This is a genomic window from Hugenholtzia roseola DSM 9546 (assembly GCF_000422585.1).
Taxonomy (GTDB): Bacteria; Bacteroidota; Bacteroidia; order Cytophagales; family Bernardetiaceae; genus Hugenholtzia; species Hugenholtzia roseola.
Genome location: NZ_KE383883.1, coordinates 23,718 through 43,741 on the forward strand (window position 1 = coordinate 23,718; position 20,024 = coordinate 43,741).

Genomic DNA, 20,024 nt, shown 5'->3' on the forward strand with positions numbered 1-20,024 from the left:
GAAATGATATGATGAATAGAAATAAATACAGAATTAGTTGCGTGCCGCTAATTGGGTAGCAGGAACGTCAATGCCTTTCTCTTTTAAATAATCAGCATTGGCTTCTGCCCAAGATTTTTGCTCTTTGTACCACTTATCAAACTCTTCTGCCGTAACAACTTCTACGTCCATTGCCATAGCGAAGTGTCCGCCACCGCAAATTTCAGTACAGGCTAATTGGTACTTAAATTCGGCTGCACGAGGGTCATTTTTTGCTTCTAATTCTCTGCGCATGTCTGCGGTAGTTTTGGTAGGTGTGAACCAAAACTTGGTAGGCATACCGGGAACTGCGTCCATCTTGACGCGAAAATGAGGCAAAAAGACGCTATGCAGTACGTCTTTTGAGCGAATCTTCAAGAGTACATTCTTTCCAACAGGCATTTTTAAAGTGCTTGCCATAAAGTCGTCATAGTTGTTCTTATCAGAAAAGTCGATGCCTAATTCATTGACATCATCAATTTTACGATAGTCAAACTTTCCGACGATACCATCAGCACCACCGTAACGCGCACGCCAATTAAACTGCTTGCCCACAATTTCTATTTCCATAGCATCTTCGGGTGCTGGCGCAGTAACTTCGCTCCACACACTCCAACCAGATACTACTAAAATGGTAAGAACAACGGCAGGAACGGCAGTCCAGATAACTTCCAACGTGTTGTTGTGTGAAATAAATTCTGCCTTTCTTTCTTCTCTAAAACGATAAATGTAAGGGAAGAAGAAAAGAAGGGCGTGAGTTAGGAAGAAGACAAAAGCCACTACTCCTGTCGTCACCCAAAAGAGAAAGTCTATATCCCCACCATGTGCGGAGGCAGCATCGGGCAGCATGTATTTGTCCTGAGCTGCAATAGAGTACCAAGCGATAGAGCCGAATAAGACAAAAAAGAACGCTATAAAAAGCAGACCATTGACCTTATTCGAGGTACTGACGCGCTGCTCTTTTTCAGCAGGCGATAATTCGGAGCTTTTGGCTATCTTGACTAAGGTGAAAACACGATAGACGAGTGCCATCAAGACTACGAAGAGGATTCCAATAAATGCGACTAAAATCGGATACATCAGCGTATTATTGTTTTGTTGTTACGATATTGACAAGTTGTATAAGAAAAAGGTTTTTGGGAACTCTCCTTTTTTCGACATCTTTTTTTTGACTTTTTTTGAGTTTTGGTATCTCCTTGCAAGTTGTAGAAAAAAAAAGAAAGGAACATAGGACTATTTTCGGCAAAGGTGGTTCAAAAAGACCTTTATTCAAAATTTCGCACAGGCGAACGCTACAAGTATGCGTAAAAACGGCTCTTGTAGCGTTCTGTGGCAAAAATTCTTAAATGTGGTGATTGACACACTCTTCCAACATAGGGTGATTTTTGGCTACCAAAGCCTTTTTGCTTAGTTGTGAAGCGACAATATAAGCAAAAACACCGATAAAGACAAAAGGAAGTCCTAATTCTAAGAAGCCAAATGCGCCATTTTCCTTCAACGTGCCGGGCGTAATCATTTGATAGAAATCGAACCAATGCCCAATGATAACGGCGATACAAGCGATTTTCAAGGTTGTGTGCTTGCGCTTGGCATTTCGCGTCATCAAGAAAAGGAAAGGGAAGGCGAAATTGAGGAACAAGATGATAAAGATATACTTAGAATAGTGCGTACTCAAACGCTCTACAAAGTAAATCGTTTCCTCTGGAATGTTGGCATAATAAATAAGAAGGAACTGCGAGAAGTAGATGTAAGTCCAGAAAATGCTAAATGCAAAGACAAATTTGCCTAAGTCGTGCAAATGATTTTCATTGACAAATTTCAAATAACCTGCTTCTCTCAACATCACAACCGTAAGCGTAATGGCAGCCAAAGCCGTTACCCACCAGCTTGCGAAATTGTACCAGCCAAACATAGTAGAGAACCAGTGCGTATCAATAGACATGACCCAATCCCAAGCGGCAATAGAAGAAGACACGCCCAAGAAGACAATAAAGCCTGCCGAAAGTTTTACTAAGATTCTGTGGCGGCGTTTGATTTCGTCTAAGGAAGTAGCGATGTCTTGCGCAAAGGTGTGCTTTTGCATCATAAAGAAAAACAAAATCCATACGGCAAAGAACAAGACCATGCGTCCTAAAAAGAAGGGCGTATTGAGGAAGTCTTGCTTACCTGCGATAATTGCGTCAAATTGAGGCGAGTTGGTATCATAAAGGTAGTCGTGTGTCCAGTGGAAAAGTTCATGCGAACCCCACAAGAAAGTACCAAGCATCAGGATTCCACCCACAGGCAGAAACCAGCCGAAGGCTTGTGCCACACGCAAGACCCCTACCGACCAACCTGCGGCAGCGACATATTGCACCGCCACAAAGAAAACGCCCGCCAAAAGTGCGATACCAGAGAAGAAGACCACATTGACCCAAAGGTTTGCTTTTAGGCGCGTAGTCCAATGATATGCGCTATGATGTTCGCCTCCGTGTGCCGCACCTCCACCCGCAGGGTCGGCGGCAGAGGCTAATTCATTACCAGAGAGCAAAGCACTTGCGTGTTCGGCGTGGTGTCCGCTATCGCTCATGATTTGGAAAAGTCCGATAACGGTGAAGAGCAAACCTATCCCCAAGATAATGAAGATAATTCGCTTGGCTTTTGCAGAAAACTCGTATTGTTCTACGAGGGCTTCACGGTCGAAGGCATGTCCGTGTGAGTCGTGATGAGCAGCCATTATGTAGTGTTTTTACGTTTCGAAAAGAGAAAGAAAAGGAAAGGCACGCAAGGAGAGTCCTCGCGTTGCGTGCAAATAACAGGGAGGCGATTAAGGTTTGCCTTGTTGTAGTTGTTGTACGTAGCGTACAATTTTCCAACGGTCGTCGGGCGAAACCAGCCCTTTATGCGCCCACATACGCCCTTTGCCATGCGTGATGACGTGGAAAATGTGTCCCTCACTGATGGTTTTGTAGCGTCCTGCGGAATAATCGGGTACGCCGCCGTATTTCTCGCCTACTTTTCCGTCGCCTTTTCCTGTTGCGCCATGGCAAGGCGAACAGTAAGAAAGGTACAATTCCTTTCCGCGTGCGACTACTTTTTCATCTTCGGCAGGATAGGGGTTTTTGAGTTCTATCGCTGCCACCTCTAAATCGTCTTTGCCGTATGCGTCGTAATAAATAAGTAGGCTATCGGCTAAGGCTTCGTGTGCATAATACTGACGCTTAATAGTGCCTTTGGGCGGCGTGAGCATATTGGAGATTTTCTCGCGCTTTTCAGCATCTCCCAAAACATCTTCCTTAGAGAAGTAGCCATTGTCAGTAACAGGCGAAGTGCTATAATAATCGTCTGCAATAGCCGTATACCATGCCTTGTTTTCTACCACCTGACTAAGGGGTTCGTAAGCAACGCTATGATACATCTGTGGCGCATACTCTACGCCGGGGTTGTCTTTGTCAGCTCCGCAGGAGGAAAGCATCATACAAGCCGCTATTCCTGTCAGACCGACTCTAAATATATGGGTTAATGGTTTCATCATCTTGGTTTCGGTTTGAGAGTTACGTCTTATTTGAGGGGACGGCTTGTAGTGCCTACGCCATTGCGGAATAAATTTGAAACATATTTAAAGAAAGAAGGATTGTTTTCCTCTTCGGTGAAAGATTTGGGATAGACCTCCTCTGCACCTGCTTCCTTCAATACTGCCTCAATATCTGCCTGCGATTTAGAGCCATTCTTGACTAAATCTATCGCCATGACGTGCTTGTGGTCGGTACTACGACGGTCGAAGATACGTGGCACTTTGTAAGGCTTCAAATCTTGTGAAACCAAGAAAGAGCCTACCATACCGAAAGCCGAAAAAAGAACGGTCATCTCAAAGGATACGGGGATAAAGTCGGGGAAAGCAACAAAAGGCTTTCCACCGATAATCATAGGCCAAGAGATACCCAACATACCAATTTGCATGACCAAAGCCAGCGTAGTGCCTGTTGCACCAAACATAAAGGCGGCTTTGGGTAGCCAAGAGGCTTTATAGCCTAAGGCATGCTCCAAACCGTGAATCGGATAAGGAGTGAAGACTTCGTGGATAGTTACGCCTTTCTTACGCACTTTTTCCACTCCATGCAAAAGCACGTCTTCGTCATCAAAGATGCCTACTAAGAAGTGTTTGTCGAGTTCTTGATTTGATTGTGTTGCTGCCATAATCAAGGGTTAGGTTTGAAGTGGTAAGAAATTAGATAACGTTATGGGGGTCTTTGATAGTAACACGTGCCTTATACACCTTGTCGTTAGAGCTTTTCAAGACCGATTTTACCTCTGCCATATTCACCACAGGGAAATATTTGGCAAACATAAAGAATAGGGTGAAGAAAAGTCCGAAGGTAAAGATATAACACATTACGTCCCAAGCCGTAGGGGAGAAATAGCCCCAAGCCGAAGGAAGGTAGTCGTGGTGCAAAGAGGTTACAATAATTACGAAACGCTCGAACCACATACCGATATTTACCACAATAGAAAGCATGAACGTGAACCAAATCGTAGTACGCGCCCACTTAATCCAGAAAACTTGTGGTGAAATTACGTTACAAGTCATCATTGCCCAATATGCCCACCAGTAATCACCTGTCATACGGTTGATGAAGCAAAACTGCTCGTAAGGCACTTGCGAATACCAAGCGATAAAGAACTCGGTGATATAAGCGATACCGACAATCGAGCCTGTAACCATGACGATAATGTTCATCATCTCGATGTGTTCGAGTGTGATGTAATGTTCTAATTTATAGACTTTGCGCGTAACAAGCATCAGGGTCAATACCATAGCGAAACCAGAGAAAATCGCACCCGCAACAAAGTAGGGAGGGAAAATCGTCGTATGCCAGCCGGGAATAACCGAAGTAGCAAAGTCAAAACTTACGATAGTGTGTACCGAAAGTACAAGCGGCGTAGAAAGACCTGCTAAGATAAGCGAAACGGCTTCGTAGTGCATCCACGACTTTGCGCCGCCTGTCCAGCCTAAGCTCAAAGCACCGTAAATCAAACGCCCCCACTTGCCTACTGCTCTATCGCGAATAGTGGCAAAGTCAGGCACAAGACCGATAAACCAGAAGACAAGCGAAACCGAAAAGTAAGTAGAAATCGCAAACACGTCCCAAAGGAGCGGCGAGTTGAAGTTCACCCAAAGCGAACCGAAGGTATTAGGCAGGGGAAGTACCCAATAAGCACCCAACCAAGGTCTGCCCATGTGTACGATAGGCCAAACGGCGGCACAGATAACGGCGAAAATAGTCATCGCCTCTGCTGCGCGGTTGATGGCAGTACGCCACTTTTGGCGGAAAAGCAAGAGTACGGCAGAAATCAGCGTACCTGCGTGACCGATACCGACCCACCAGACGAAGTTGGTGATGTCCCAAGCCCATTGAATTGTCTTGTTCAAGCCCCATCTACCGATGCCATTCCAGAGCATATCGCCTAAGAAATAACCACCCGAAGCGAGCAAGAAGAGCGAAAACGCCATAGCAGCCATCCAGAGCGGCGCGGGTTTCTCCTCTACGCGCCCTGCAATATCGTTCGTTACGTCGTGATGGGTTCTCCCACCCGTAACTAATGGCTCACGAACTTCTGATATGATTTGCATGTGAATATGATTGGTTCTACGATTAAATGCGAATTTGAAGGGAAAAAGTGCGATAAGCGCACTTATAGCTATCCGAAGGAGGATGAAAGAGATGCAAAAGATAGGCAGCAGGTAGGATTTATCGCCTCTTGAAGGCTTTACCTACCTATCGCCTATCTATCTTCCTATGCCTCTGTCTTTTGAAGTGGCGAAGTAGGAACAAATGCTTCATCTTGGTTGCGAACTTTGGTCAGATACCAAACATTCGGACGGGTATTGATTTCCGCCAAAACATTGTAAGCACGCTTATCCAATTCTCCTTCTAACACCTGAACGATTTTGCTATTCGGGTCATTCAAGTCACCAAAGGTAATTGCCTGTGTAGGACAAGCACTTGCACAAGCCGTAACAACTTCGCCATCACGTACTTTGCGGAGTTCTTTCTTCGCACGCAATTTGCCGTCTTGAATACGCTGTACGCAAAGTGAGCATTTTTCCATCACACCACGCGAACGAACCGTAACATCAGGGTTCAAGACCATACGACCTAATTCGTCGTTCATGTAATAGTCAAATTCTTTGTTCAGATTGTACTTAAACCAGTTGAAGCGACGTACTTTGTAAGGGCAGTTATTGGCGCAATACTTCGTACCTACACAACGGTTGTAAGTCATCTGATTCAAACCTTCGCTGCTGTGTGTCGTAGCCGCAACAGGGCAGACCGTTTCACAAGGCGCGTTGTTACAATGCTGACACATCATCGGTTGAAAGACAATTTCGGGGTTTTCCGATACAATTTTCAAATTGTCGTAGTCTTTCTTATCTGTGGTAGAAGATGAGTAGTAACGGTCGATGCGCATCCAGTGCATATCACGACGTACCGCCACTTCTTTTTTACCTACAACGGGAACGTTATTTTCCACATGACAAGCCACCACGCAAGCCGAACAGCCTGTACAGGTATTGAGGTCTATGACCATACCCCAGTGGTGATTTGGATACAAGTGAACGTCCGCACCGATAGGGTGTTTTTCCAGCCAAAGGTCTTTCTTGTATTCAGGAATTTCCTTGTTTTCGTATTTCTTAGTCAAATCGCCACTTTCACCATACCAGTCGTTCTGAATATCCCAGATAGAGATGTCAGTAGGCGTAGTCAAGCCTTTTGAGGTAGCGATTTTAGGCTCGTAACGCTTCTCTTGTAGTGCCTTTACGTCTTGATAATCTTTCAAGAGTGCCTCTTGGATAATGGTTTCCCTACCCAAGAAGGTGTGATGCGTTTGCGTTTGGGCGATAAGTTCCATTTCGCCTGCTGCCTCTACTTGTGCATTGAGGGCATAAAACTGAACGCCGCCTTTCCAAGCCGCCAATTCGTAGGCATTGATACCAGCGGCTTCGGCTGCCACTTTTCCACCTTTTTCTTTGCTTCTACCATATCCGATAGGCAAAGCAAGGGTATTTTTTGCCAAACCGGGCTGAACAATGACAGGCAGATTGTATTCCTTGCCCCCAACGTTCAATTTGGCTACTGCCGTATCGTTTTCTTTGGTAGAAAGCCCTTTTGCCATTGCCACATCTACCGAAACAAGCAACGCCTGTCCCCAAGTAAGTTTGGTAATAGGCTCTGGCGTTTCCTGAATCCAAGGGTTGTTTGCCATCATACCATTCCCCATAACGGCACTTGCATAGAGCGCAAGTTCCAAAGTGTCCGCGCCTCCTACTTTTGGTAGGCTTAAAGCATTGGCATCAGGCGCGGTAAAACCTGTAACGGCAGCGACAGTGGTAGTTTCGGCAGGAGATTCTGTTTGTGCAGGCTCGCTTGCTACCATCTCTGTCGCACCTTCGGTAGCGGTAGAATCAGTAGCTGCCACTACAACGGGAGCTTCGGCAATCGCAGCGGTTTTTCCTTTTTTCGGATAAACGCCATCGTGTAAGACCGTTTTCCAAAGTCTTGCAAAGGCAGCACCCGTTTTTCCTGTGCGTGCTTCCCAAGTTTTTTGGATATAGGTATAATAATCGCCTTCCATGCCTGCCCATTTGATAAGGCTATCTTGAAATTGGCGCGTGTCAAAAATCGGATTGATGGTAGGCTGTATCAAAGCAAGGTGTCCCTTCTTAGGCTCTGCATCATTCCAAGACTCCAGATAATGGCGGTCGGGCGTGTGATATTGGCAGAGAGAAGCCGTTTCGTCTAATCTTTCGGCAGTAGCGATAGAAAGTTTTGCCTTGCCTACTGCGGCTGCAATTTCCGCACCTGCGGGATAGTCATAAACAGGGTTGCAATTATAGAAAATGACACCAGCTGCACTTCCGCCTTTTAGGGCTTCTACAAAGGCTGCCATCTGCTCGTCATCACCCTGACGCTGATAAGAAGGCGTTTCAAGGTCGATGGTAGTGCCGTAAGCACCTAATTTTTCGTTAATCGCATTGACAAGCTCTTGCACACCTACCTGATTCGAACCTGAAACAACTAAGGCTTTGCCGTTAGCTGCGGTTAGTTCTTTGATACAACGTTGTAGGTTTTTATTTGCTAATTCGCTTGAAAGTTTGCCTTGTGAAAGGTTGCCGCCACAGATAGCATTGTAGAGTGCCGCCACCACAGCCACCTCTTCCGAAGGGCGAATTGGGGTGCGATAATCCGAAGAACCACCTGTGATAGAGAGCATGCTCTCGAATTGATAGTGGCGCGACATCTGCTTTTTGTCTTTCGAGATGCGGCGCGTTTCGGCATACTGTTTTGTATGCTCGATTTCGGCAATCCATTCGCCTAAAAAGTCGGCATTGATACCTACAATTACTTCGGCTTTGCTAAAATCATACGATGGAATGACTTTTTTACCGAAATTGTTTTGGTGTGCTTTTGCAATGGCGTAGCGCGAAATTGGGTCATAGCTTACATGCTTGACACTCACGCCTGCTTTTTCGCCAAACTCGGCTACCAATCTTTTCGTGCTGGGGCTAAGAACGGTGTGGCTCACGATATAAAGGTCGCCACCTAAGCCGCTCAATTTTGCCATGATTTCTTTATCAATAGCCGCCCATTCTGCCTGCTCGCCACCTTTCGAGGGCTTGCGGGCTTTTTCAGCATCATACAAACCCAAAACCGAAGCACTCACACGCGCATTGATGCCGCCTTGTGTTAGGGGTGAGTCGGGATTGCCTTCTACCAAAATCGGACGACCTTCGCGCGTCTTGACAATGACGGCGCAATATTCGCCACCCTGCACATACGAAGAGGCGTAGAAGTTGGGAATAGAAGCAACCACATCTTCGGGGTTGTTCAAATAAGGAATGGCTTTTTTCACAGGTGCCTCGCAAGCTGCCAAAGAAACGGCTGCCACGCTAAAACCCATCAATTTGAGGAAGTCGCGGCGCGAAGAGTCGTGTTCTTCTTCGTTTTTAGAGTTGTCGCCGTAGGCATCTTTGATAGGAAGATACGCAGGGAACTCTTTTTCGGCATGCTTGATGAAGTCGGGGTCGTTGGTGAATTGTTCCAGACCTTTCCAGTATGTATTCTTTTTTAATTTCATATTTCGAGAGAGAGTTTTGAGGCAAGTTGTAAGAAAGAAGCGAATAGTAGAAGACTATTAGTAGTGGCACTTCGAGCATTCCAAACCGCCGATGTCTTCCACTTTCAAAGGCTCTTTGGACACTTCCTTATGAATTTGCTCTACTCGTTCGTAATATTCATTGCCTTGTACCTTGACGTTGGTTTCACGGTGGCAGTTGATACACCAGCCCATTGTCAGGAGTGAGATTTGTTGTACGACTTCCATCTCTTGGATATTCCCATGGCAGGTTTGGCATTCGATGCCCGCCACTTTGACGTGTTGCGCATGGTTGAAATAAGAAAGGTCGGGAAGGTTATGCACGCGAACCCACTGTATTGGCTCATCGTTGGCGATAGCGTCGTAGATTTTCTGAATGTTTTTCGAATCGGTACGAATAGAATTGTGGCAATTCATACAAACATTAGCCGAAGGAATGACGGCAGACTTGCCTTTTTCTACCCCTGTGTGGCAATACTTACAATCAATTTCGTAGTAGCCTGCATGCAATTTGTGTGAGAACGGAATCGGCTGTGTAGGCGCGTAACCTTGCTGCACACCGACAGTCCAAAGTCCGTCGAAGGTGGCTTTCAAAGATACCGCTACAAAGATAAAGGCGATTGTACCAATAAAGGCTTGGCTGCGGACGATTGCGCCCAAATCAAACATTTTCTGACCCAAAACCTCTTGGTCTTCTTCGGTCAGACCTTTTGCCTTTTTCAGATAGCCCGCCAAAACGGAAATCAGAATAATCATCACCACTGCCAAAACCAAAAGCAATACCGTAAGGGCAATTACCGCCGCCAAAAGGAAAGAGGAGTTGCCACCAGTTTCTACAGGTGTAGTACCACCACCACTTACAACAACGTCTGCCACAGGCAAAGGCACGCTATTGACGTAGGCTACGATATTTCTCACGTCGTCGTCAGAAAGGAACTCATGAGCGGGCATTACCGTTTTGTTGTAGTCATTGTAGAGCTTGACTGCGTAAGCGTCGCCGCTATCGATGACTTTTTTTGAGTTCTTCACAAAAGCGATAATCCAAGCTTCATCTCTGCGTTCGGAAATACCTGCAAGGGCAGGACCTACTGCACGTTCGTGTACTTTGTGGCAGGCTTTACAGTTGCCTTCGAAAAGTTCCTTTCCTTTGGCAATATCGGCACCACCGCCCGCTGGGGCTGCTTGTTGAGCTGTAGCGTCTGTGGCTACGGAGTCAGGGTCTTGTGGGGCTTGCGCAGAGAGCGAGCCATGAAGCCAGCCCATAAGCAATGCAAGCATCATCAAGAAACGACCTTTGCTCAAAATAGACATAATCGGAGGCATAACAGAGTAATTATGATTTATAGAAGATGAGTATTAGAAGGTTTCAGTAGAAGGTTAGCACGCGCTTTTTTGGTCAGACAAAATTACAACGGGATTTTATCTAAACAAACCAAAAATATACGATTTGAGCAGCCCTGCCTTTTAATTGCGTAAATCTAACTGATTTTCAGCAACTTAAAAAAGCAGATTCCCGAACCTCTGCATAATTTAGAACCGTTCTAAATTAGCAAATAACCTTTTTGTCGCTTTACACGTTGGGAAAGGCAGCAAGAAAGCCAAAAGAAGACAAAGCTTTGGGCAGACACGCTTTCATTTTTTAGACTTTTCCATGCTTTTGTTTTACTTTTTTTATTTCTACCACTTTTCCGCTTGCCCTTTTAAGAGGGCGTGTAAATTGGGCTGCAATATGTACTTTTTTTGCGAAATAACCCCTCAGTCAAGGAAAAAAATGTATAAGGTAAAGGTTTAAAAAAATTGAAACCTTCTAATTTAGGGCTGTTGGAGCAAACGAAGTGGCAAAACGTGCCGTCAATCATATCATCAATGCCACAGGTGCGCCCAAAAATTATTGTGAAATATACTTGCTCAAAAACGCTTTTGTATTGGAAGTATTCCAACTTCGCGACAAAAATCGTTGGAATAAAGGGTTATCTTGGCAGAACAATCAGTAGTTGTTTTAAAATTTCTTATTTTTGTTTTTTAGAGCCTGAAAACACTTTGTTATTTCAATCTCACTTCGGACAGAACATGCCTTATCCCTACATTTGCACCCGTTTTTTTAGAATTTAACTCCGCTGAATATGTCCCTCGACCACATTCTTGCCGATACCCTCGACTTTTTGGCACAATATCCGCCCTTTGATAACCTTTCTGCTTCGGAACTCTCACTTTTAGGCAAAAGTGCAAAACTTGCCTATTACGAAAAAAATGAAGAAGTTGTCCGACAAGGCGACGCGCCTGCGCCTCACTTTTTTGTTGTCAAGAAAGGCAAAGTAGATGTCTTACAGACCGACGAGGGGCGAACCGTCTTGGTAGATGTCTGTGGCAAAGGCGATATGTTTGGGCTGCGTGCGATTTTGGCACAAAACCCCTATATCGCGACCTGCAAAGCCGCCGAAGATTCATTGGTCTATTGGATTTCGAAGTCCGCCTTCGAGCAAGTGGTGAATCAAAATCCGAAAGTTGCGCTCTTTTTAGCGGCAGGATTCGCCTCTGGCGTTGTGATTTTCAAGCCCGAAGAAGCCCTAAGTTCTACTTTGGAAGTGCAGAAAAATCAGGCTACCAAATCAATCATACAAGCCCAATTCACCAATAGCGATTTTTTAGAAGTCTTTACCGAAAGAAAACTCATCCGCTGTGCGCCTACTTGCACCATTCAGGAAGTAGCGCAAATGATGACTCAACACAACATCGGCTCGATGCTCATTACCGATACCGAAGGGCTGCCGTTGGGTATCGTTACCGATTCCGACCTACGCAAAAAAGTAGTGGCACAGACCGAGCGCATCAAACAAAATCCGATAAGTAGCATCATGAGTGCGCCTGTCAAGACCATTGCACCCAAGAAAACCGTTTCGGAAATGATGCTTTTGATGACCAAATTCAAAATTACTCACCTTTGCATCACACAAGACGGTAGTACGCAAAGTGCCGCCATAGGGATTGTTTCACAGCGCGACTTGCTTTTGGCACAGGGCAATCAGCCTGCCATTTTGGTCAAGGAAATGAGCCGCGCACAGAGCGTTGCCCAACTCAAATCGTTGCGCCTGCGTACCCAAAATTTGGTGCAGGCATATCTCAACCAACAAGTAGGCATTGGTTTTATAGCCGATATTATTACAGAAATCAATGATTTACTGACACAAAAAGCGATAGATTTTGCCATCGAAGCGTTACAACAGGCAGGCAAGCCCCTACCTGCTTGTCAATTTACTTGGTTGGCTTTGGGAAGTCAGGGTAGGAAAGAACAACTCCTGCCCACCGACCAAGACAATGCCTTAATTTTTCACGACCCTCAAAATAGTTTGGATATAGAAACGCTTAAAGGTTACTTTTTGGAATTGGCGCAACTTGTCAATGATACCTTAGCCGAAGTAGGTTTCGAAAAATGTCCCGCCGATATGATGGCATCTAACCCCAAATGGTGCTTATCGCTCGAAGAGTGGCAAACGACCTTTGCCCATTGGGTAGCCACTCCCGACAATCAGGCTATTTTGCACAGCAATATTTTCTTCGATTTTCGTCCGTTAGGTGGTTATCAAAATCCTGCAAACCCCGAACTAAGTGAGACCCTGCGCCAAAGCATTTTTACACAAATAGAACGATACCCTATTTTCAAGGGCTTTTGGGCAAAATCTGCCCTACAAAATCCGCCTCCCCTTAGCTTTTTCAAAGGCTTTATGGTAGAAAAAACAGGCGACCAAAAAGACCAATTCGACATCAAGGCACGCGCCATGATGCCCCTAACAGATGCTGCTCGCCTCTTGGCGTATAAATACAAACTAAGCGAAACGTATAGTACCGCCGAAAGATTTAGAGCCGTCGGACAAATAGCAGAAGAAAAAGAGCCGCATTTAGCCAATATCTGCAAAGCAGCAGCAATGGCATACGAAATTTTGATGCAGCAACGCGCTCACGAGGGCATCAGACACCAAACCGCAGGGCGTTTTATCAACCCACAGGGACTCAACAAATTAGAACGACAGACCCTGCGCAATATCTTTAAGACCATAGAAAAATTACAAGAAGTATTTGAGGTACGCTATCAGTTAAATTATTTTAAATAAAATTTGAACTGAACCCTATTTTTGGGTCTGAAAAATCCTTTTTTATTTCAAAAAAATTAGGACAAAGCAATGCCTTGTCCCTTACGCCATTGTTGGTGTCTTCTTTACGCCGTTGTTGGGGTCTTCACCAATGACCTTAAAAACTACTCACAGGGCTGCGCCTGCGCATAGTGTTCTTCGGTGAAAGTGTAGTAGAGCGTGAATTTGCGCTGCTGCACCAATTCAGGCGTGTAGTTGTCATAGTTGCGGAAGTCGAAAGTGCCTGTGTTGTTACGAAAAGTATGAGAAAGACATTTTTCTTCATCAAAGTAAATAACTACCGAATCGCCCGTTTCCTCTACACTTTGTCTAAATCCCCATGCTTGGACGACAGGGCTACCCTCTAACTCAATCTGTATCGAATCGCTATCTTGCAAGCGAATAGTGCGAATGGCGTTACCCAATGTATTGTAAATCAGCATTTTAATAGGCTGCTTGGATTTATTTTTGTAAACCAAAGTGGCACTGGTGCGATACGATATTTGCCCCCACTCATCAGAACAACTCCAAAAAAGAAAGCAAAAAACAAAGCTAATTCCAATAATCAAAGAGCGCATCGAGGTGTTATTTTGTTGGGTTATTGTGTTTGTTTTTGATACTACTAAGCCAAATAGAAATGTCAAGCGTTTTCGCTTTCTGACTGCAAATTTGGGGTTTTGGTTTGGAATAAAAAAATCTTTTTTTTCTGTAAAAAATAGCGTTTTCGAATCTTGAAAGAATACAAATCTGAATTATTTTTGCGTTTTTATCAGCCAAATAAAATTCTGCGCTACCTTTAAAATGCACTTCAAAAGGCGGCTATTTTCGCAAAGACGCAACTTTTATAAGTTTTGTGGCAAGCAAGACAAAATTAAACAGAAGAAAATCACGCGCAATAAACAAGTTATGTTTATTATCTAAATTTGACAAAAAAGGAAAAAATCTTACCTATAAAAATTCCTTTTGTTTTGTTTTTATTTTACCTCCCCTTGCCTATCTTGCCCTCAAAAGGCTTCAAAAAAAAAGGACAAGGTATTCTATATACCCTGCCCTTTTTTTGAAAAACAAAAAACTTAGTTGATTTTCAAAACTGCCATAAACGCCTCTTGCGGCACTTCTACCGAGCCGATTTGACGCATGCGTTTCTTGCCTTTTTTCTGCTTTTCCAAAAGTTTGCGCTTACGCGAAATATCGCCACCATAACATTTGGCGATAACGTTTTTGCGCAAAGCCTTGATGGTTTCGCGTGCAATCACCTTCGTACCAATGGCTGCCTGCACCGCAATTTCAAACTGCTGGCGCGGTAGGAGTTCTTTGAGGTTTTCACAAATGCGCTTGCCCCATTCATAAGCCTTATCGCGATGGACAATCGCCGAGAGCGCATCTACGGGGTCGCCGTTGAGCAAGATATCGAGCTTGACCAAGTGTGAGCGGCGCAAGTCGATAAGTTCGTAATCGAAAGAAGCATAACCGCGTGAAAAGGATTTGAGTTTGTCGTAAAAATCAAATACAATCTCTGCCAAAGGCATTTCCAATACCAATTCTACCCTTTCAGGCGTGAGAAAGGACTGATTGAGCATAATGGTGCGTCTTTCCATACAAAGTTTGATGACCGCTCCCAAAAATTCCGATTTGGTGATGATAGAGGCTTTGATGAAAGGCTCCTCGATGTAGTCTAAAACGGCAGGTGAGGGCATTTCGGAAGGCGCACTGACAAAAATCTGCTCGCCGCGTGTGGTATGTGCCAAAAACTTCACCGAAGGAACGGTCATGATAACGGTCATATCAAATTCGCGCTCCAAACGTTCCTGCACAATTTCCATGTGCAGCATGCCCAAAAAGCCGCAGCGGAAGCCAAAGCCCAAGGCAGCCGACGTTTCAGGCTCCCAAACTAAGGCGGCATCATTGAGTTGCAATTTTTCCATTGCCGCACGCAAATCTTCAAATTCGCTCGTTTCCACAGGATAAATACCTGCAAAAACCATCGGCTTGACGTTCTCAAAACCTGCAATCGGCTCTTTACAAGGGCGTTCTACTTTCGTAATCGTATCGCCTACTTTTACCTCCTTTGCCTGCTTGATACCCGAAATGAGGTAGCCTACGTTGCCTGTCGTCATCTCCTCGCGTGGCTCTTGGGTGAGCTTCAAAACGCCAATTTCGTCAGCGTCGTATTCTTTACCCGTCGCCATAAATTTGACCTTTTCGCCTTTGCGCAGCGAACCGTTCATGATGCGAAAATAGACCTCGATGCCGCGATAGGAATTGAAGACCGAATCAAAAATCAGGGCTTGCAGGGGCGCATCAGGGTCGCCTTTGGGGGCGGGAATACGCTCGACGATGGCTTCTAAAATATCCTCGATGCCGATACCTTCTTTGGCACTTGCCGAAATAATTTCGTCGCGCTTGCAGCCTATCAGACCGATAATTTCATCAGCGACTACTTCGGGCTGTGCGCTGGGCAGGTCTATTTTATTCATCACAGGGATGATGGTCAAATCATTACCGATAGCCAAGTAAAGATTTGAAATCGTTTGTGCCTCGATGCCCTGTGCCGCATCTACAATCAGGAGCGCACCTTCGCAGGCAGCTATCGAGCGCGATACTTCATAGGAAAAGTCGACGTGTCCGGGCGTGTCGATAAGATTAAGGACGTACTCCTGACCATCTTTGGCGGTGTAATTCATCTGAATCGCATGGCTCTTGATGGTGATACCGCGCTCACGCTCTAAGTCCATATCGTCCAAGACTTGATTTTGCATCTGACGCTCGTCGATGGTCTTGGTAAATTGTAAGAGGCGGTCGGCTAAGGTACTTTTGCCATGGTCGATGTGGGCGATAATACAGAAATTGCGAATTTTTTTCATATAAAAAGCGTAAAAAGACTAAGAGCGTATCGGAATAAAATTCGGTACAAGGGCAAATCTTGGACTTGGGCTTACAAAGTTACGAAATTTTACCTATTGAGGTTCAAATCAGACATTTTAAAATCGAAAGACTCAAATCGGCACTTTTCTACAATTTCTCTCAAAACGCCTTTGTGATAGGATTTTGTTTGGAAAAGTGCCAGAGAGGGCTTTTTTCATTGCTATCCTACAAAATAAAACCTGCAAAATAGCAAGAACTTACTTTTTTTTGGTATCTTTACCTAAAAAAAGCAACACACACCAAACAAAATTCTGCCATGACAAGTTTTCGCCTACGTCCCCGCTTTCGCAGGCACTTTTCGCAGCCTGCCACAGAGGTCATTGCCCAACTTAAAACGGTTTTGAAAGAGCGTTCCAAACAGGAAGATTCGCGCTGCATGGGTATCTATCTGCCTGAAAATCATTTTGTTATCAAAATAAAACCCGAAGACCAACACTTTTGGTCGCCACAACTTGCCCTGACCATCGAGCAAGACGAAGAAGACCCCGAAGGGCGCACCGTCATTCGGGGGCTATACGGACCAAGCCCAAACATTTGGACTTTTTTTATGTTCTGTTATGGCGCATTGGGGGTTTTGGCTCTTTTTGTTTCTATGGTCGGATTTTCAAATTGGAGTTTGAACGACGACGCGCGTCTTTTGTGGCTGCTGCCTCTTTTGGGCGGAGCGGCTTTTGGCTTGTACCTTATCGGGCAGTTCGGACAAAAATTAGGCGTAGAGCAAACCTTTACGCTACACCACTTTTTGGAAGATACTTTGCACGAACGCATCAAAATTTATTAAATTTGTGGGCATATTGGCAGGTCTTGGTCTGCCGCATTTGTGTCGACACAGATAAGGTCGGCACAGATAAGTGTATTTTCAAATTTGGAACGAAATAAAATTTGGTTTTGAAACCCTCCCTTTGGGGGAGGGCAGGGTGGGGTCATTCCCTTTTCGTTTCCTCTCACTGCGGAAAAGGCAATGTCTTTTCTCTACATTTTCTCTACATTTTACACCTAATTTTTAGAACTTCAACTCACGCGCCTCAAAAATCTTGTCCTATGATTATTCTAAATATGATAAAAAAAAGCAACTTCCAAAAGCAAATTTTAGTTTGTTTTTTTCTAATGCTCTGCTGGCTGCTGCCACTTTCGAGCGAAGCGCATTTTGCCCTTTCACCACAAAAATATAGCTATAAAATTGCCAAATTGCGCTACAATGGGGGGGGCGATTGGTATGCGAATAAAACTTCTTTGCCTAATCTGATTGCTTTTTGTAACAAAAATTTAGGTACAAACATCGAACCTGACGAAGAAGTAGTAGAAGTGGGCAGCCCCGACATTTTTCTCTACCCCTTTATCCACATGACAGGGCATGGCAATGTTGTTTTTTCACCCGACGAGGCGGCAAACCTGCGCCGCTACCTCATTTCAGGGGGCTTTCTGCACATAGACGACAATTACGGCATGGATAAATTTATCCGTACCGAACTCAAAAAAGTTTTCCCCGAACTCGAATTAGTAGAACTCCCTTTTTCGCACCCCATTTACCAACTCAAATATAAGTTTCCCAACGGCTTGCCAAAAGTTCACGAGCATGAAGGAAAAGCACCACAAGGTTTTGGGTTGCTTTATCAAGGTAGGCTGGTCTGTTTTTATTCTTATGAATCGGATTTAGGAAACGGTTGGGAAGACCAAATCATCTATAACGACCCCGAAGAAATCCGACAAGAAGCCCTCAAAATGGGCGCAAACCTCATTCTCTACGCCTTTACACAAGCCCAATAGCGGAGAAAAAAGTAGGATTTGAGCCTTCAAATGCTTTTCAAAACCCCACCTTCAAAATCAAAAAAATGAATACAAGAGAGCCAAAAACAGTCCTTATCACAGGTGCATCTACGGGCATAGGTTTGGAATTTGCCAAAATATTTGCCCAAAATGGATATGATTTGGTCTTGGTAGCACGCACCAAAAGCAAATTAGAAGCCTTAGCCCAAGAGCTATCCGCTGCCAAAGGCATCAAAACTTGGGTCTTTGCCTACGATTTAAGCCTGCCAGAAAGTGCCACGCTACTTTTTGAAGCCTGCCAAAGTGCTAATCTGACGATAGATTATTTGGTCAATAATGCAGGTTTTGGCGATTATGGCGCGTTTCACGAAAGCCAATGGCAAAAACAAGCCGATATGATACAACTCAATATCCAAACGCTGACGCACCTAACGCACCTTTTTCTGCCCCAAATGATAAGCAATCGAAAAGGCAAAATTTTGAACGTCGCCTCTATTGCCGCCTTCCAGCCCGGTCCTTATATGAGTGTTTATTTTGCGACAAAAGCCTACGTCCTTAGCTTTTCAGAAGCCCTCGCTGCCGAATTGGAAGGTACAGGCGTAACGATTACGGCACTCTGCCCCGGTCCTACTGAAAGCGAATTTTTCAAAAACGCCGAAGCCCAAGATAGCAATTTGGTCAAGGGGAAAAAATTGCCTACCGCCAAAGAAGTAGCACAATACGGCTATGAACGCCTGCAAGCAGGTGATGCCGTCGCGATTCATGGGGCAGTCAATTTTATTTTAGCCAACACTTCGCGCTTTGTGCCGCGTAGCCTTGTAACCAAAATCTCTAAAATTGTGATGAAAAAATAGGCGTAAAAAATAAGGATAAGAGGCTATCTTATCCTTATTTTAAAATTTGAAAGCCAATTCTAACTAAAATCATTAAAACTACCAAACAATTTCTTTTTCGTTTCTTTGTGCCAAATACGCATTTGCCATTTTAAAATGTTCACAACCCAAAAAGCCTTGTGCCATAGGCGAAGGGTGCGGTGCATTTAAAACTAAATGTTTTTTTGTATCAATTACTCTGCCTTTATCTTGGGCATATTTGCCCCAAAGCATAAAAACTACGCCTTCTTTTTGTTCGGATAAGGCTTTGATAACGGCATCAGTAAAGACTTCCCAACCTTTTTTCTGGTGCGAAGCAGGTTTGGCAGCGCGTACCGTCAAGACGGCGTTGAGCAAAAGTACGCCTTGCTCTGCCCAACGTTCTAAATTGCCCGATTTGGGAATTGTACCCCCAAAATTGGCTTGTACTTCTTTGAAAATATTGCGCAAAGAAGGCGGAATGGACACGCCCTCGTTCACCGAAAAACTAAGCCCTTGTGCCTGTCCTGCGCCATGGTAGGGGTCTTGTCCCAAAATAACGACACGCACCTGCTCGAAGGGAGTCTTTTCAAAGGCATGAAAGATGAGTTTGGCAGGAGGATAAATGGTTTCGGTTTGGTATTCCTTTCGGACAAATTCGGTTAGTTGATGAAAATAATCCTTTTCAAATTCGGCTTGAAGCACTGCCTTCCAAGAGGCTTCCATTTTTACATCAAGCGGTTTGGGCGATTCGTTCATAAAACAGAATTTTGAGATAAGATAAAAATTGTATTTTTTTTATATCAAAAAAGAACCACGATTGAGGGTTTCAAAGGCTGATTCTCAATCGTGGGTAGGATACTGCCCTTCAAGTCAGTCATTTGTGGGAACACAAAGAGCGGGCGTTGTTGCAACGATAAAAGTCTTAAATGCACCCCACCCCAAACCCCTCCCCCAAAGGGAGGGGCTTTGATTCGGCATCATTTTTTTTGCATAAATACAAAAAAAATGATTTGGTTTTCGAACCCTCCCCTATGGGGCAGTAATGTTAAGTTCTGTAAAAAGCCTTGTTTTTTCAAATTTGACACGAAATAAAATTTGGACTGACCCCTATTTTTGGGTCTGAAAATCCTTTTTTATTTCAATCTCACTGCGGACAAGGCAGTGCCTTGTCCCTACATTTGCATTTGATTTTTAGAAT

General features: G+C 44.5%; 16 protein-coding genes. 6 read left to right on the plus strand and 10 right to left on the minus strand.

What is annotated here, in order from left to right; all coding sequences use genetic code 11:
* Positions 1-33 precede the first annotated feature (33 nt).
* From G500_RS0115845 to nrfD, 5 genes are all read right to left on the minus strand, one after another.
* Complete coding sequence (locus G500_RS0115845) at positions 34-1,098, minus strand: cytochrome c oxidase subunit II (RefSeq protein ID WP_027003266.1); 1,065 nt, start codon at positions 1,096-1,098, stop codon at positions 34-36.
* A gap of 262 nt (positions 1,099-1,360) precedes the next feature.
* Positions 1,361-2,734 carry a hypothetical protein gene (locus tag G500_RS0115855; RefSeq protein WP_027003268.1) on the minus strand — a complete coding sequence of 458 codons (1,374 nt, stop codon included), beginning with the start codon at positions 2,732-2,734 and terminating at the stop codon, positions 1,361-1,363.
* Between the two features lie 90 nt (positions 2,735-2,824).
* A complete protein-coding gene (locus G500_RS0115860) occupies positions 2,825-3,532 on the minus strand; it encodes a c-type cytochrome (protein WP_245574497.1) in 708 nt (235 codons plus the stop codon).
* A gap of 26 nt (positions 3,533-3,558) precedes the next feature.
* Positions 3,559-4,194, minus strand: a complete 636-nt coding sequence (locus G500_RS0115865; protein ID WP_027003270.1) for a DUF3341 domain-containing protein — start codon at positions 4,192-4,194, stop codon at positions 3,559-3,561.
* A 31-nt stretch (positions 4,195-4,225) separates the two neighbouring features.
* Positions 4,226-5,629 (minus strand): NrfD/PsrC family molybdoenzyme membrane anchor subunit, encoded by a 1,404-nt coding sequence (nrfD, locus tag G500_RS0115870; RefSeq protein WP_027003271.1) that lies wholly within the window; start codon positions 5,627-5,629, stop codon positions 4,226-4,228.
* A gap of 6 nt (positions 5,630-5,635) precedes the next feature.
* On the opposite strand from nrfD, the gene G500_RS26500 reads away from it, so the two are divergent.
* Positions 5,636-5,761, plus strand: coding sequence for a hypothetical protein (locus G500_RS26500; RefSeq protein ID WP_281169335.1), 126 nt, complete (start codon positions 5,636-5,638; stop codon positions 5,759-5,761).
* Positions 5,762-5,793: 32 nt separating this feature from the next.
* On the opposite strand, the gene G500_RS0115875 is transcribed toward G500_RS26500, so the two are convergent.
* Together G500_RS0115875 and G500_RS23835 are read right to left on the minus strand one after the other, a co-directional pair.
* Complete coding sequence (locus G500_RS0115875; RefSeq protein WP_027003272.1) at positions 5,794-9,135, minus strand: TAT-variant-translocated molybdopterin oxidoreductase; 3,342 nt, start codon at positions 9,133-9,135, stop codon at positions 5,794-5,796.
* Between the two features lie 57 nt (positions 9,136-9,192).
* Positions 9,193-10,476, minus strand: coding sequence for a c-type cytochrome (locus G500_RS23835; protein ID WP_245574498.1), 1,284 nt, complete (start codon positions 10,474-10,476; stop codon positions 9,193-9,195).
* A 512-nt stretch (positions 10,477-10,988) separates the two neighbouring features.
* Between G500_RS23835 and G500_RS25785 the strand changes: the two genes are divergently transcribed.
* Positions 10,989-11,147 carry a hypothetical protein gene (locus G500_RS25785; RefSeq protein WP_154657187.1) on the plus strand — a complete coding sequence of 53 codons (159 nt, stop codon included), beginning with the start codon at positions 10,989-10,991 and terminating at the stop codon, positions 11,145-11,147.
* Between the two features lie 129 nt (positions 11,148-11,276).
* The gene (locus G500_RS0115890) at positions 11,277-13,262 is read left to right on the plus strand and encodes a DUF294 nucleotidyltransferase-like domain-containing protein (RefSeq protein WP_027003273.1); all 1,986 of its coding nucleotides are present in this window, start codon (positions 11,277-11,279) and stop codon (positions 13,260-13,262) included.
* A 143-nt stretch (positions 13,263-13,405) separates the two neighbouring features.
* Here G500_RS0115890 and G500_RS26285 read toward each other — a convergent pair whose 3' ends face one another.
* Both G500_RS26285 and lepA read right to left on the minus strand, forming a co-directional pair.
* Positions 13,406-13,924, minus strand: a complete 519-nt coding sequence (locus G500_RS26285) for a hypothetical protein (protein ID WP_154657188.1) — start codon at positions 13,922-13,924, stop codon at positions 13,406-13,408.
* Positions 13,925-14,353: 429 nt separating this feature from the next.
* Complete coding sequence (gene lepA / locus G500_RS0115915; RefSeq protein ID WP_027003275.1) at positions 14,354-16,144, minus strand: translation elongation factor 4; 1,791 nt, start codon at positions 16,142-16,144, stop codon at positions 14,354-14,356.
* A 317-nt stretch (positions 16,145-16,461) separates the two neighbouring features.
* Here lepA and G500_RS23840 point away from each other — a divergent pair, with 317 nt between their 5' ends.
* From G500_RS23840 to G500_RS0115935, 3 genes are all read left to right on the plus strand, one after another.
* Positions 16,462-16,986: a hypothetical protein gene (locus G500_RS23840; protein ID WP_051203748.1), complete on the plus strand. Its 525-nt coding sequence runs from the start codon at positions 16,462-16,464 to the stop codon at positions 16,984-16,986.
* 326 nt (positions 16,987-17,312) lie between these two features.
* Complete coding sequence (locus G500_RS0115930) at positions 17,313-17,972, plus strand: DUF4159 domain-containing protein (protein ID WP_051203774.1); 660 nt, start codon at positions 17,313-17,315, stop codon at positions 17,970-17,972.
* A 65-nt stretch (positions 17,973-18,037) separates the two neighbouring features.
* Positions 18,038-18,826: an SDR family NAD(P)-dependent oxidoreductase gene (locus G500_RS0115935; protein WP_027003278.1), complete on the plus strand. Its 789-nt coding sequence runs from the start codon at positions 18,038-18,040 to the stop codon at positions 18,824-18,826.
* A gap of 78 nt (positions 18,827-18,904) precedes the next feature.
* Here the strand turns inward: G500_RS0115935 and ung are convergent, their stop codons facing one another.
* The gene (gene ung, locus G500_RS0115940; protein WP_027003279.1) at positions 18,905-19,582 is read right to left on the minus strand and encodes a uracil-DNA glycosylase; all 678 of its coding nucleotides are present in this window, start codon (positions 19,580-19,582) and stop codon (positions 18,905-18,907) included.
* Between the last annotated feature and the right edge of the window lie 442 nt (positions 19,583-20,024).

Coding starts and splice junctions, on each gene's coding strand:
- G500_RS0115935 (WP_027003278.1), top strand. CDS start 18,038: ATGAATACAAGAGAGCCAAAAACAGTCCTTATCACAGGTGCATCTACG.
- G500_RS0115890 (WP_027003273.1), top strand. CDS start 11,277: ATGTCCCTCGACCACATTCTTGCCGATACCCTCGACTTTTTGGCACAA.
- nrfD (WP_027003271.1), bottom strand. CDS start 5,629: ATGCAAATCATATCAGAAGTTCGTGAGCCATTAGTTACGGGTGGGAGA.
- G500_RS0115865 (WP_027003270.1), bottom strand. CDS start 4,194: ATGGCAGCAACACAATCAAATCAAGAACTCGACAAACACTTCTTAGTA.
- G500_RS0115845 (WP_027003266.1), bottom strand. CDS start 1,098: ATGTATCCGATTTTAGTCGCATTTATTGGAATCCTCTTCGTAGTCTTG.
- G500_RS23835 (WP_245574498.1), bottom strand. CDS start 10,476: ATGCCTCCGATTATGTCTATTTTGAGCAAAGGTCGTTTCTTGATGATG.
- G500_RS0115860 (WP_245574497.1), bottom strand. CDS start 3,532: ATGATGAAACCATTAACCCATATATTTAGAGTCGGTCTGACAGGAATA.
- G500_RS0115875 (WP_027003272.1), bottom strand. CDS start 9,135: ATGAAATTAAAAAAGAATACATACTGGAAAGGTCTGGAACAATTCACC.
- ung (WP_027003279.1), bottom strand. CDS start 19,582: ATGAACGAATCGCCCAAACCGCTTGATGTAAAAATGGAAGCCTCTTGG.
- lepA (WP_027003275.1), bottom strand. CDS start 16,144: ATGAAAAAAATTCGCAATTTCTGTATTATCGCCCACATCGACCATGGC.
- G500_RS23840 (WP_051203748.1), top strand. CDS start 16,462: ATGACAAGTTTTCGCCTACGTCCCCGCTTTCGCAGGCACTTTTCGCAG.
- G500_RS0115930 (WP_051203774.1), top strand. CDS start 17,313: ATGCTCTGCTGGCTGCTGCCACTTTCGAGCGAAGCGCATTTTGCCCTT.
- G500_RS26500 (WP_281169335.1), top strand. CDS start 5,636: ATGATTGGTTCTACGATTAAATGCGAATTTGAAGGGAAAAAGTGCGAT.
- G500_RS0115855 (WP_027003268.1), bottom strand. CDS start 2,734: ATGGCTGCTCATCACGACTCACACGGACATGCCTTCGACCGTGAAGCC.